This is a genomic window from Lentzea sp. NPDC004782, assembly GCF_040609115.1.
Taxonomy (GTDB): Bacteria; Actinomycetota; Actinomycetes; order Mycobacteriales; family Pseudonocardiaceae; genus Lentzea.
On sequence record NZ_JBEXJN010000037.1, the window covers coordinates 64,031 to 77,108 of the forward strand.

At 69.0% G+C, this 13,078-nt stretch carries 12 protein-coding genes; 3 read left to right on the plus strand and 9 right to left on the minus strand.

All coding sequences use genetic code 11. The features are described from left to right. Nucleotides 1-51: 51 nt before the first annotated feature. From ABZV40_RS29925 to ABZV40_RS29940, 4 genes are read right to left on the minus strand one after another with little or no spacing between them, the layout of a single operon-like run. Nucleotides 52-657, minus strand: a complete 606-nt coding sequence (locus ABZV40_RS29925; protein ID WP_030470877.1) for an ATP/GTP-binding protein — start codon at nt 655-657, stop codon at nt 52-54. Beyond that, entirely contained in the window at nt 638-1,408 is a 771-nt protein-coding gene (locus tag ABZV40_RS29930; RefSeq protein ID WP_355448740.1) for a DUF742 domain-containing protein, read from the minus strand. The genes ABZV40_RS29925 and ABZV40_RS29930 overlap by 20 nt, the downstream gene beginning before the upstream one ends. Before the next feature lie 30 nt (nt 1,409-1,438). After that, the gene (locus ABZV40_RS29935; protein WP_030470879.1) at nt 1,439-1,858 is read right to left on the minus strand and encodes a roadblock/LC7 domain-containing protein; all 420 of its coding nucleotides are present in this window, start codon (nt 1,856-1,858) and stop codon (nt 1,439-1,441) included. Beyond that, complete coding sequence (locus ABZV40_RS29940; RefSeq protein ID WP_355448743.1) at nt 1,855-5,181, minus strand: nitrate- and nitrite sensing domain-containing protein; 3,327 nt, start codon at nt 5,179-5,181, stop codon at nt 1,855-1,857. Before ABZV40_RS29940 ends, ABZV40_RS29935 begins: the two co-directional genes overlap by 4 nt. 591 nt (nt 5,182-5,772) lie before the next feature. Between ABZV40_RS29940 and ABZV40_RS29945 the strand changes: the two genes are divergently transcribed. After that, nucleotides 5,773-6,642 carry an ABC transporter substrate-binding protein gene (locus ABZV40_RS29945; protein ID WP_355448746.1) on the plus strand — a complete coding sequence of 290 codons (870 nt, stop codon included), beginning with the start codon at nt 5,773-5,775 and terminating at the stop codon, nt 6,640-6,642. 52 nt (nt 6,643-6,694) lie between these two features. Here the strand turns inward: ABZV40_RS29945 and ABZV40_RS29950 are convergent, their stop codons facing one another. The 4 genes from ABZV40_RS29950 to ABZV40_RS29965 form a co-directional block, all read right to left on the minus strand. Continuing rightward, the gene (locus tag ABZV40_RS29950) at nt 6,695-7,465 is read right to left on the minus strand and encodes a hypothetical protein (RefSeq protein WP_355448749.1); all 771 of its coding nucleotides are present in this window, start codon (nt 7,463-7,465) and stop codon (nt 6,695-6,697) included. A 221-nt stretch (nt 7,466-7,686) separates the two neighbouring features. After that, nucleotides 7,687-8,202, minus strand: a complete 516-nt coding sequence (locus ABZV40_RS29955; protein ID WP_355448752.1) for a hypothetical protein — start codon at nt 8,200-8,202, stop codon at nt 7,687-7,689. Between the two features lie 50 nt (nt 8,203-8,252). Continuing rightward, nucleotides 8,253-8,732 carry a hypothetical protein gene (locus ABZV40_RS29960; RefSeq protein WP_355448755.1) on the minus strand — a complete coding sequence of 160 codons (480 nt, stop codon included), beginning with the start codon at nt 8,730-8,732 and terminating at the stop codon, nt 8,253-8,255. A 59-nt stretch (nt 8,733-8,791) separates the two neighbouring features. Next, the gene (locus tag ABZV40_RS29965; protein ID WP_355448758.1) at nt 8,792-9,445 is read right to left on the minus strand and encodes a hypothetical protein; all 654 of its coding nucleotides are present in this window, start codon (nt 9,443-9,445) and stop codon (nt 8,792-8,794) included. A gap of 109 nt (nt 9,446-9,554) precedes the next feature. Here ABZV40_RS29965 and ABZV40_RS29970 point away from each other — a divergent pair, with 109 nt between their 5' ends. Together ABZV40_RS29970 and ABZV40_RS29975 are read left to right on the plus strand one after the other, a co-directional pair. Then, entirely contained in the window at nt 9,555-11,195 is a 1,641-nt protein-coding gene (locus tag ABZV40_RS29970) for a DNA repair helicase XPB (protein WP_355448761.1), read from the plus strand. Continuing rightward, a complete protein-coding gene (locus tag ABZV40_RS29975) occupies nt 11,192-11,620 on the plus strand; it encodes a hypothetical protein (protein ID WP_355448764.1) in 429 nt (142 codons plus the stop codon). Before ABZV40_RS29970 ends, ABZV40_RS29975 begins: the two co-directional genes overlap by 4 nt. Here ABZV40_RS29975 and ABZV40_RS29980 read toward each other — a convergent pair. Continuing rightward, nucleotides 11,617-13,050 (minus strand): trypsin-like serine protease, encoded by a 1,434-nt coding sequence (locus tag ABZV40_RS29980; RefSeq protein WP_355448767.1) that lies wholly within the window; start codon nt 13,048-13,050, stop codon nt 11,617-11,619. The genes ABZV40_RS29975 and ABZV40_RS29980 overlap by 4 nt on opposite strands. Nucleotides 13,051-13,078: the final 28 nt, after the last annotated feature.

Consider the following 13,078-nt stretch of genomic DNA (forward strand, 5'->3'; position numbering starts at 1 on the left):
AGGTGGCGCTCGCCTCGTCGCACGTTCTGCGGTTGTCCCGGCGAAGGGGTGTCAGCCGGCGCGGACGGACATCCACTGGCGCATCGCGTGCTCCACCAGTGTGATGAGCGTCTGCTTCGTCGACTGCCGGTTCCGGGCGTCACACGTCACGATCGGCACCGACTCGTCGATCGTCAACGCCTCACGCACGTCCTCCAGCCTGTGGTGCAGGAGGCCGTCGAAGCAGTTGACGCCCACGACGTACGGCAGCTGCCGGTCGTCGAAGAAGTCGATCGACGCGAACGCGTCCGCCAGCCTGCGGGTGTCGACCAGCACGATGGCGCCGATGGCACCCCGCACCAGGTCGTCCCACATGAACCAGAACCGGTGCTGACCCGGCGTACCGAAGAGGTACAGGATCAGGTCGCTGTCGAGCGACACGCGGCCGAAGTCCATCGCGACCGTCGTGGTGACCTTGTTCGGCGTGGCGGAGAGGTCGTCCACCCCCGCACTGGCCTCGGTCATCACCGCCTCGGTGGTCAACGGGACGATCTCGGACACCGAGCCGACGAACGTCGTCTTGCCAACACCGAAGCCACCCGCCACCACGATCTTGGCGGAGGTCGTCGGCTTCCGTGCGCCCTCGGCGCCCTGGGGACTAGAGCCTGCGAAGCCCACTGAGCACCCTCTCCAGGAATTCCATGGAAGGCCGGTCCCCCACGACCAGACCGCCCTGGTGAATCAAAACCAATCCCATGCTTGCCATGTCGCCGATCAACACCCGCACGACGCCAAGAGGCAAGCGTAGGAGTGCCGCGACCTCGGCCACCGACCGAGTGTCCACACACAGCCCGCAGATCGACCTGTGCTCGGGAAGCACCGCGGCGTCCCGTTCCAGGCCGCGCTCGCTCGTCGAGATCAGCGCCTCGATGGCGAGGTCGTAGTCGGGCCGTGTGCGTCCACCGGTGCGCGTGTAAGGCCGCACCAGTGAACCCGAGTCCGCAGAAGAATTCTCCTCCGGACGCACCACAGGCTGCGCACCGGTGCTGTACGCCGGCTGTGCACCGGTGGTGTACACCGGCTGGGGGCCGGTGGTGTACGGCAGCTGTTCCGGTACGGCATCCGGCATCTCGTGCTGGCCGAAGAGGTCCGCACCGGGGCCACCGAACAACCCGGTGCCGTAGCCGTCGATGTCGAACCGGTTCGGCACGTCGTCGTACGGATACGACGACGAGTCATCCACCTCACGCTGAGACATATCGCCTAGCCCTTGCCCTGTAACCCGCTCATCGTGGGGTGCGTCCTCGGCTTCCTCTGGTTCTTGGGGAATCGCGTCAGGCTCGTCGAACTGGAACCCACCAGCGGCCCACTCCTGGTAGTTGAAGTTCCTACCGAAGCCCCGGCCTCTAGCGCCAGATCTTCCAGCCATCTCTTCTCACCCCTGAACTGCCAGTGAGGTCTAGCGACGGACCACGCCCTGAAGCTGCGCGCGCAGCTCAGGGGTGAGTTGTTGACCGACTCTCTCCACCAAAAGCGTCATCTCGTAGGCCACCAGGCCGATGTCACAGTTTGGTGCCGCCAGGACGGCGAGGCACGAACCGTCACTGATCGACATGAGGAACAGGTAGCCCCGCTCCATCTCGACCACGGTCTGGTTGACCCCGCCTGCCTCGAAGCAGCGGGCAGCACCCTGTGTGAGGCTGACCAGCCCGGACGCGACAGCGGAGAGCTGCTCTGCACGGTCCCTGGGCAGGCCCTGGGACCCCGCGAGCAACAGCCCGTCCGCGGACACCACGACGGAATGTGCCACGCCGGGCACCCTCCGCACGAAGTCGGTGATAAGCCAACCAAAGCTGCCTGGCTGCGCTGCGGTCGTCACTCCTGCTCCTCGTTCTGCCGGCTCGACTGGTCACCAGCGTATGCCTCGATCAATGCGTGCCGGCCTCGCCGGACACCACTCTGAAGGCTCGACATCCGTCCGCGCACCGCGTCAGCGGAGCGTGGCGGCAGCGGGGGCCGCTGCGCGGTCTGTGTCACGGCCTGCGGCTTGGGTGCCGCAGATCCTGGCACGAGTTGGGCCTTCGGTGTCCGTTTCGGCAATCCTGCCGCTGTCTTCGACTCCGGCGTCTTGTTCAACAACGCCTGAGCCGCCTGCCATCCCTCGTCGGCAGGCGATTGCCAAGCCGACTCGGAAGTGGGTGCCGCCGCTGGAGTCTCCTCCACAACGGGCTCCGGTTCCACAACTCGCTCCTGCTCGGCGGGTGCGGTCACTTCTTCCTCGACCGCCTGCTTCACCCTGGAGCGCGGTTGGCGCACGGGCAGGCCGGCTGCCGACGTGGTGGTGGGTGCCACCGCCGGGACGGGCTTCGGGGTGCGGGTCGGCAGTTCCGGCTCGGGCCCGTCCGAGAGCGGAGGGGTCGTCACCGGCTCGTCGATGTAGTCGACGCCGGACTTGTCCGCCTTGTCCATGCCCAGGCCACCCGGCCTGGACTCGGCCCGTCCGTTGGCCTGCGCGGGTTCCGGGCTCTCGGCGGCCGGTGGGACCGGCGCCGCCGTGGACGCGGACGTCTCGCTGCCGACGGCCTGGAACCACTGCGACAGCACCGCCTCGTAGATCGGCAGGCGCTCGGTCGGTGCGTCCAGGTCGTGCTCGACCTGCTTGCGGGAGGCCTCCGAGGTGCCGTTGCGGTGCGCGAGCTCGGTGTCGACCGGGGCCCGCGAGACACCGTTGCTGGAGGCCGGTTCCGCGTCGATCGGGGGGATCGGCACGAACTGCGTGGTCTCGTAGCCGGGCTCGAAGGAGATCTCGCCGTCCTCTTCGTGCCGGTCCTCGTAGGCCGTGAAGAGGGTCGGTTCGCCGAAGGAGCCCTCCGGCTCCACGGCCGCCAGCTGGTCGCGCCGCCACCGCTCGGACGGCGTCGAGTCCTGCGCCGGAACCTCGTCGTGGGCGGACGTCTCGTTGTAGACGGGGACCGCCGTCGCGCCCGCACCGGTGTCGGTGAGCGGGCTCGGGACGAAGCTGACCGGGATGCTCGGGCTCGACTCGTCGATGCGCGGCACGGCGCCGGTGGCACCGCCGAACGCGCCCGCGATGCCGCTCGCCCTGGTGGCCGTCGTGCCGATCTCGGTGGTGAGCTCGGTGCCGGTCTGCGCGGGCGCCGACATGCCGAACGCCGAGGCCAGCGACCCGGAACCGGACGGAGGGGTCGAGGTCGCGGCACCGGGTGCCGCGACGAGCGTCTCCGGGACGATGACGAGTGCGGTCGTGCCGCCCTCGATGTCCTCGTTGCCGCGCAGGCGGACCTTGATGTCGTGGCGCTTGGCCAGCCGCGCGACCACGTACAGGCCCATTCGGCGGGAGACCGCGACGTCGACGTCCGGCGGGTCGGCCAGCCGCTCGTTGGCGTCGAGGATTTCCTGGTCGCCCATGCCCACGCCGCGGTCCTGGATCTCGATCGCCAGCTCGCCCTTGCGGGTCTTGGCCGTGCGAACGGTGACCTTGGTGACCGGGTCGGAGAACGCCGTGGCGTTGTCCAGCAGCTCGGCGATGAGGTGCACGAGGTCGTTGACCGCGCGGCCCTGGACGGTGAGGTCCGGGGTCTGGCCGACCTGCACGCGGGCGTACTGCTCGACCTCGGAGACCGCGGCGCCGAGGACCTCGGCGGCCGGGACGGGCCTGGTGAGCCGCCGCGAGAGGTCCGTGCCCGAGAGAACCAGCAGGTTCTCCGAGTTGCGGCGCATGCGGGTGGCGAGGTGGTCCAGCTCGAACAGCGAGGCCAGCTGGTCCGGGTCCTGCTCGTCCTGCTCCAGCCGGTCGATCAGGTTCAGCTGGCGTTCGACCAGGGCCTGCGAACGACGCGACAGGTTGACGAACATCGCGTTGACGTTGTCACGCAGGAGGGCCTGCTGGGCGGCCAGTCGCACCGCTTCACCGTGCACCGCGTCGAACGCGCGCGCCACCTGACCGACCTCTTCACGCGTGTGCACCGGCACCGGCTCGACGGCGGTCTTGGCCGCGTCCTCCGGGTTCGGGTCCGCGAGGATCCGCTCGACCGCGTCCGGGAGACCGTGGTCGGCGACGTCGAGGGCGGTGCGGCGCAGCGTGCGCAGCGGGTTGAGGATCGAGCGGGCGACGAACAGCGCCATCACCAGCGCGAGCGCGAGGAACGCGAGGACCAGGGCGGACGCGAGGTACGCCTGGGTCCTGGTGGCGCCGGCGAGGCTGTCGGTCTTGTTCTGCAGCTGCTCGACCAGCAGGTTCTCGACGTCACGGGTCAGGTTGACCGTCAGCGTGGCGGCGATGTCCCACTTCTCGGACGTCAGCTGCGTGAAGTCCTTCTTGCCGGCCTGCTGGTTGATCGCCGATTCCTGCATGTCGTTCGCGGTGTCGACGATGAGACCGGTGACGGTGTCGTCGTAGATCTTCGCCTGTTCGGGCGTCGCGGACTTGCGGAAGTCGTTGCGGGCGGCCGCCAGCTCGGCGTCGGCGGACTGCAGGGCGCGCAGCTGGGACGGCGTGAACGCCTTGCGCTGGAAGACGTCGAGCAGAATCGCCCGCTTGAGCGACTCCTGCTCCTTGATCCGCGCGATGGCGTTCGTGGTCAGGTGCAGTCGCACCAGCTCGGGGTCGTTGATCTCGGAGATCGTCTGCTCACCGAGGTTGATGAGCGTCTCGATCGACTCCGAGTAGGTGCGCTGGACGGCCTCGGCGGGGTACTGCGTGTCGCGCACCGAGTTGCGGAGGCTGTTCAGGCGGTTGAGCTGGTTGAACGCGACCTGGAAGCGTTCGACGGCCGCCGGGTTCAGGTCGGAGCTCAGTTCGGCGATCTTGTTGCTGAAGGCCTCGCTGGTGTCGTTCACCCGGCGCAGCTGGCGCTCCAGGACGACCCGGTCGACCTTCTTGTTCGACGCGACGTAGCTGACCGACAGGTCGCGCTCGCGCTGAAGCTGCTGCACCAGGTCCGCGACCGCGGTCTCCAGGCGGATCTGGTTCGCGAGGTTGTTGAGCTCCGTCGCCGCCTGGAGGTCGGTGCGCACGCGCAGACCACCCAGGACGAGCGCACAGACCGTCGGGATGAGCAGAACGGCTAGCAGCTTGGTCCGCAACCGCCAGTTGCGCAGCCGCCACCCCGCAGACCGGGCAGGTCCTGAACCGGGTCCGGCCGCGACGTCTGCTTTCACCGCGTTCGGTGTCACATTCATCGTGCCGTCACCCAGCGCAGCCAGTCCGTCACCCGATTCGGGCCTTTCGGAGCGTGTGGTGTCACCCACGCCAAACTGGCTGGGACCTCTCTCACGTCGGGCCACTCTGGGCTTCCTCTTCCAGCAGCAGTGTCCCGGTCTCTCCCCAGGACCGAGCATGGACTCGTCAAACGGGCCGAATTGCAGCACAGAGGTTGTTCGCCCGGTGAGGCGACCTACCCCGTCTGAAGACACGTCGGTCTACTACGACCTGTGCCACCCGGCGGGGAGCGTAATGGCCACCCCCTCCTCGGGGGAAGTCTCCAGAAGCACTCACCGTATCGAGATGGGGTGTCCTTTCATACGTTCAGGTGGTTAACATCCCCGGTCGTCGGCATGCCTCATGTCCGTCCGAACGCGCAGTTCGGACAGCGGACCACCTGGCCTGTGGCGACACTCACTGATCAACTCGATGCTACTCAAGGCCTACCGGCGAGAGGTGCCATGGCTACCCGAGCCAAAGCTCTGCGACTTGTCGCAGTGCTCATCACGTGTGTTCTGACCGCGAGCTGCAGCGTGTTCGGAAGTTCGTCGAACAGCGGCACTGCGGACGTGGAGCGCAACATCCTGCGCATCGGCGTGCTGCCGGTCGTCGACGTCGCCCCGCTGCGGATCGCGCTGACCGAGAAGCTGTTCGAGAAGGCCGGCTTGCAGGTCAACCTGGTCACGCAACCCAGCGAGGCCGAGGCCATCAAGCAGCTGGACACCACGCTGGACATCACGTGGGCCACGCACGTCAGCCTCTTCCGCTCCGTTGCCGAGGGCACCGAGCTGCAGCTGCAGGGCGAGGCCTACCAGGCAGGCCCGAACTCGATGGCACTGGTCACGTCCGCGACGTCGGACTACGACGACCCCGGCAAGAAGCCGAACCCGACCATCGCGGTGAACAGCGAGACCGACATCGGCGCGCTGACCACGCGTGCCGTGCTGGACACGGCCGCGGTCGAGAAGGGCAAGATCAGGTTCAAGCCGATGCCGTTCGCCGACATGGCGACCGCGCTGAAGGCGGGCCAGGTCGACGCGGCGTTCATGATCGAACCGTTCATCACGAAGGCGCAGCGCGACATCGGCGCGAAGATCCTCACCGACACCGCGCGCGGCCCGACACTGGACTTCCCGATGTCCGGCTACGCGTCGTCGAAGAAGTTCGCCGAGGCGAACCCCAAGACGCTCAAGGTGTTCCGCGACGTGCTCCGCGAGGCCCAGCAGCGCGCGCAGGCCAACAAGCTGGCCGTGCAGGACTCGCTGACCAGCTACGCGGACGTCGACCAGCCGACCGCGGCGCTCGTGTCCGTGGGCACGTTCCCGCTGTCGCTGAACCCGATCCGGCTCCAGCGGGTCGCCGACATGATGGACACCGAGGACGTGCTGTCCGGCCGTCTCGACGTGCAGCAGCTGTTGCCGCCGGGCACCACGAATTAGCTGTCACCGGACATGAAAAAGGCGGGCCGTTTTTTCGGCGGCCCGCCTTTTTTCACTTCCCGGACACGGCCGACACGCAGTAGGTGATTCCCGGCGCCGGTTCCGCGTACGAAACGGCGGTCGCCTCACCGCATTCGGCGGTCGCGGCCTTGACCATCTTTTCGATCTTGACGACCTTCTGGACGACGACCTCGTTGGCGCCCTTCGAGCAGTCGACGACCTTCATGCCCTCCATGTTGATCTTGACGAGCTCCTCCTCGTAGCACTTGCCCTCCTCGAGCTTCTCGACGAGGCAGAGCTTCATGCCGGAGCCGCGGCGGCCCTTCTCGGTGTACTCGGCGTAGTCCTGGCTGGGGCAGGCCTCCGAGGTGTTGTTCGAGGCCTTGGCGACGAAGTAGTTCGCCTCCGCCGCACCGCAGTCGACCTTCTTGTACTTCGGGCTGATCGTCGTGCCCGTGACGCTCGCGCAGTCGCCCGCCTTGGCCGACGGCTCGGTGATGGCGCTCAGGCCACCGCTGATCAGGACCTTCACCAGGATGCCGACGCCCACCAGCACGACGATGCCGACGATCGAGCCGATGGCCTTGCCGGCGCCGCTCTTCTTGGGCGGCGGCGCGTACGGCATGGGCTGGCCGGGCGGCATCTGACCGCCGGGCGGCGGGCCGTACGGGTCACCGGGAGGCGGACCGTACGGGCCGGGCTGACCCGGCTGTCCCTGCGGCGGCGCGTACGGGTTGGGCTGCTGACCGTACGGCTGCTGCGGCTGCCCACCGGGAGGCGGGCCGTACGGCCCTGGCTGCTGCGGGTAGTTGGGGGTGGTCACTGGATTCCTCTCCGATGGGACTTGCGAAAGACGGCGAAACCGGAGCCGTCGGGACGGGCTCCGGTTTCGGGATGCCTGACAGGCCGGTCCATTCGCGTGCGCACGCCTGCGCCGAACAGCCCACGCCCCCCGGCACGGCCGGAGGATGAGGTTGCCACGCAGGCGAGGAATCCGCCGGGGCTTTACGGAAACGTTACGGCCGCTTGGTAGTCGGGCGATCGCTATCGGCGACCGAGGCAGTAGGTCAGCTTCACCGCGGGGTAGGCGAGGGTCTTCTCCCCCGGCCCGCAGGCGGGCGCCGGCACGTCCCTGCTGATCTTGTTCACCCGGAACGCGTTCTGGTCGGCGCAGTCGGCGGTGGTGAGGTCGTAGCCGGACCTGGCGTCGCGGTAGCACTCGCCCTCCGCGTAGAGCGGGGCGAAGCAGAACCGGACGTTCGGGTCGATGCCCCGCGAGGGCACCCAGTCCCACGCGCTCGCGTCGGGGCACGCCGCCGACTTCGCGACCGTGCCCAGCGCCACGAAGTTCGCGGTGGAGGCGTCGCACTCGACGGCCTGGTAGCGGCCGTCCTTCGGGTTGCCGGTGAGGAACGCGCAGGCACCCTGCTTCGGCGGTTGCACCGGGGTCAGGAACTCGGAGAGGCCGTAGATCGCGATCGCGGCGACGATCACCGTCGCCGCGTAGGTCAGCACCCGCTTGCCCAGGCTCGTCCTGGGCACGGCCTCCTCGTTCATCACGCCGCAGAGAATCCCACGCGGACGCTCGGCGGCGGGCACTTACCGCGAGATCACTGCTTGCTGCCGCGTTCGAGGCAGAACGTGACGGCGGGTTCGGGGAAGACCGCCGCGCGGGCGTCTCCGCAGGCCGCGCGGTCGGTCTTGCCGCTGAGCACCTTGGCGACCTTCACCGAGTCCTTGGTGGCGCAGTCGACCTTGGCGATGCCGCTGTCCGGGTCCTGGCCGTAGCAGGCGCCCTCGACGAAGTTCGGCATGAGGCAGAGCGTGGACTCGCCCGTGAACGTCGAGTAGTCCATGCCGCCGGACGGGCACCGCTGCTCGTTCCACGGCAGGATCTTGGCGATCTTGACGGTCGCCTTCTCCGAGGCGCAGTCGAGGGCCTGGTACTTCGGGTTGTCGTGCGAGCCGGAGATGCGCGCGCAGTCGCCCACCCGTGCCGCCGTGGCCACGTCGCCGAGCTGGTTCAGCACGATCCCGCCGAGCAGGACGAGCGCGAGAACAACGGCGATACCCAGGCCGACCTTCTTCATGGCCTGGGTATCGGCGTCAGTCGATGATCAACTCAACCGAGTTCACCCGATCAGGACGATCAAGAGCCCTCGTGCACACCCATGCAGTAGACCGAGGCCGGTTCGCTGAAGCGCAGCTCGCTGGAGCCCTCCGGGCACGTCTTGCCCTCCTCCGGCAGGCCGTCGACCTTCTTCACGATCTTCACCGGCGACTCGGTGGTGCACGCCTCCTTCTTGAAGGCGCCGTCGTCACCGGAGGTGTAGCAGTTGCCCTCGGCGAGGTTCGGCATCAGGCACATCGAGTCGCCGCCGGACTTGACCGGCTCGTAGATGCCCTCGTCCGGGCACGGCTCGTCGGAGCTCTTCAGCACCTTGGCGACCCGGTGCGTGGCCTTCGCGTCGCCGCAGCTCTGCGACGAGACGTTCCACTCGCCGTCCGGCTTGTCGACGTCCTTCGGCGAGGCGCTGACGCAGTCGCCGACCTTGGTGCCGTTGAGGGCGGTGAACGCCCACACGCCGCCACCGATCAGCACGACCGCCAGCACGGCCACGATGACGGGCTTCAGCCAGTTGTTCTTCTTGGGCGACTCGTCGGTCTCGGTCTCCGCTGCGGTCACGGCCGGGGCCTCGGCCTCGGCCTCAGCCGCGGGCTCGGCCTCGACGGGCTCGGCCTCCGCGGCCGCCGGTTCCACCGCGGCCGGTGGCTCGACGGGATCAGTCGACTCGGTGCTCATGCGCGAGAACGTACGACACGGCGTGTTGGCTGGGTGTGTCGCCTCTCACTTCTCGTCGCCAGTTGACGCAGGTCGAACGCATTTGGCGTCGTCAGGGAGACTTGTACGCGTGACCGATGGCCCCCTGATCGTCCAGTCGGACAAGACGCTGCTGCTCGAGGTCGACCACCCGCTCGCGGACGACGCGCGGACCTCGATCGCGCCGTTCGCCGAGCTGGAGCGCGCGCCCGAGCACGTGCACACGTACCGCGTGACGCCGCTGGCCTTGTGGAACGCCCGCGCGGCCGGGCACGACGCCGAGCAGGTGGTGGACGCACTGGTGCGGTTCAGCCGCTACCCGGTGCCGCAGCCGTTGCTGGTGGACGTGGTCGACACGATGAGCCGGTTCGGCAGGCTCGTGCTCACCAACAACCCGGCGCACGGCCTGGTGCTCAGCTCGAACGACCGCGCGGTGCTCGAGGAGGTGCTGCGCAACAAGAAGATCGCGCCGATGTTCGGGGCGCGGATCGACGACGACACGGTCGTCGTGCACCCCAGCGAGCGCGGCCGGCTCAAGCAGCTGCTGCTCAAGGTCGGCTGGCCGGCCGAGGACCACGCCGGGTACGTCGACGGCGAGGCGCACCCGATCGAGCTGGAGGAGAACGACTGGAAGCTGCGCGACTACCAGCGGCTCGCGGCGCAGGCGTTCTGGGCGGGTGGCTCCGGGGTCGTCGTGCTGCCGTGCGGCGCGGGCAAGACGCTCGTGGGCGCGGCGGCGATGGCCGAGGCGCAGGCGACCACGTTGATCCTGGTCACCAACACCGTGGCGGGCCGGCAGTGGAAGCGGGAGCTGATCGCGCGGACGTCGCTGACCGAGGACGAGATCGGCGAGTACTCCGGTGAGCGCAAGGAGATCCGGCCGGTCACGATCGCGACCTACCAGGTGATCACCCGCAAGTCGAAGGGCGAGTACAAGCACCTGGAGCTGTTCGACTCGCGCGACTGGGGCCTGATCGTCTACGACGAGGTCCACCTGCTGCCCGCGCCGGTGTTCCGGATGACCGCCGACCTGCAGAGCCGTCGCCGCCTGGGGCTGACGGCGACCTTGGTGCGCGAGGACGGGCAGGAGGGCGACGTCTTCTCGTTGATCGGCCCCAAGCGGTACGACGTGCCGTGGCGCGACATCGAGGCGCAGGGCTGGATCGCGCCCGCCGAGTGCACCGAGGTCCGCGTGACGCTGACGGACAACGAGCGGCTGCAGTACGCGACGGCCGAGCCGGAGGAGCGCTACAAGCTCTGCTCGACCGCGCGGACCAAGATCCCGGTGGTCAGAAGGGTGCTCGACCAGCATCCCGACGAGCCGGCTCTGGTGATCGGTGCTTATCTGGAGCAGCTCGACGAGCTGGGTGAGGAGCTGGGGGCGCCGGTGATCAAGGGATCGACGAAGAACAAGGAGCGCGAGGAGCTGTTCGACCAGTTCCGCCGCGGTGAGCTGCGCACGCTCGTCGTGTCGAAGGTCGCGAACTTCTCCATCGACCTGCCGGAGGCGTCGGTGGCCATCCAGGTGTCGGGCACGTTCGGCTCGCGTCAGGAGGAGGCCCAGCGGCTCGGCCGGATCCTGCGTCCCAAGGGTGACGGGCGGCAGGCGCACTTCTACTCGGTCGTCGCGCGGGACACGCTCGACACCGAGTACGCGGCGCACCGGCAGCGGTTCCTGGCCGAGCAGGGCTACGCGTACAAGATCGTCGACGCGGACGACCTGGTCGGATGACGTTCTGGTGGATGTGGGACCCGGCGGGGACGGTGCCGGTGCGCCGGTTCCGGTCGGAGGAGTCGCTCGCCCGGTCGGCGCCCGACGCGCAGGTGGTCCGGTCGACCGACTTCACGTGTCCTGACCAGCGCCGCCGGGCCACGGCGGTGCGCTCGGACTTCCTGCGGGTGACCGGTGACCCGGTGCAGGTGGCGCTGGTCGAGCAGCGGCTGTGGACGTTGCTCGTGGCGCTGCGCCGGGCTCAGCCGCTGCGGGACGCGCTGGCGACCGCCGTGCCCAGGGCGGGACGGGCGGCGCTGGTGGCGGAACCGTCGCGCGAGCTGGCCGAGTTCGACCGCCGGTTCGACCGGTTCGCGGCCGCGCTGAGCGTGCTGGTGGCGGACCCGACGCCCGAACAGCTCCGCCACACCGCCGCTCTGGACTAGATGCGTGAGCCGTAGCGGACGCCCTGGTGCACCGACACCGTGCCGTCCGCCGCGACCTCGCACGGGTTGTTGGCCGTGCACTGCTCGCCGTTGTCGTTGCCGGTGCTGTGCACGCCGACGACCGTGACGCCGTCGCGCAGCACGATCGGTGAACCCGAACCGCCGTGCGAGGGCTTGCACTCCGGGTCGTACCGGTAGGCGTCGTCCTGCGTGTAGCCCTCTTCGCGCAGGTGCGGCACGACAGCTTCGATCGTGCACCGGAAGCGGTCGCCGTTGCCCGCCGAGACGATGTCGACCTGCTCGCCCGGCCTGGCGGAACGGCCGGCCAGCCGGAAGATCTTCACGCCCTTCGCGCGGAGCTGGGCGTAGGTCTGGTCCAGGCGGTAGAGCGCGGTGTCGGTGCCGGTCATGGTGGCGTGGACCAGCGTGGTGGTCCTGGCCTTGGCCTGCGGGTAGCCCTGCCGGTCGCCGATGGTCACCGGGACGTCGACGGGCACGTCCGTCAGCGTCTGGCCGGGGGCCGGGCGTTGCGGGACGCAGTGGCCGTTGGTGAGCAGGAGCGCCGGGTCGCCGGGCCGCGTGCGATCGGTCCTGACCACGGACGCCGAGCAGACACCGCCGACGATCGCGCCGCCTTCGAGGTTCGGCACCGGGGTGTCCGGCGGGTCGATCTTGCCCGTGACGACGTCGTTGATCCACGCCTTGAAGTAGCTGAGATCCGTGTACATCACCGGCCGGTCGTCACCTCCGGAGCCGCTCACCACCCCGGCGATCAGCCAGCCGTCGCCGTCGCGGACGAGCCCCGGCCCGCCGGAGTCCATGTTGGTCGCGGCGACGCTGCCGTCGAGCGCCCCGACGCAGAGCTCGCGTTCGGCGTGGATGCCGTCGCAGGCCTGCACGGGCTGCATCACGGTGTCCGCCTCGCGCAGCTTCTTCGGATAACACTCGGGCGCCCGCCGGTCGCAGGTCATGCCCCAGCCCAGGATCCGCACCCGCGTGCCCTCGGCCGGCCGGGCCGACGGCAGTGCGACGGGCTTGGTCTTCGCGGGTTTCTTCAGCTTCAGCAGTCCGACATCGCCTTCGTGGACCGGGTACGGCGAGTAGGTGATGAACCGTTCGACGGCGATCACCTCGCCACCGCTGCCCGCGTCGGTGGTGCCGAGGCGGACCGTCCAGTCCTTCGGCCTGCCGACCTGCGCACCGCTGGGGTTGTTCTTGGTGCAGTGGCCCGCGGTGACGGCCCAGCTCGGGGCGATCAACGTGACGCCGCAGGTGTGACCGTCGTCGCGCGGGGAGTCGGGCCGCTGCAGCGAACCCGAGAACGCGTACGGCGCGGGCGCTTCGACACCGCCGCGGATGGCCTGCGCGGGCACGACGGCGGTGATCGTCGCGACGACCGCGAGGCTCGTCGTCAGTAGCACTTTTCGCATGCCGCAGAGGTTTTCGGTCGCATGTCCG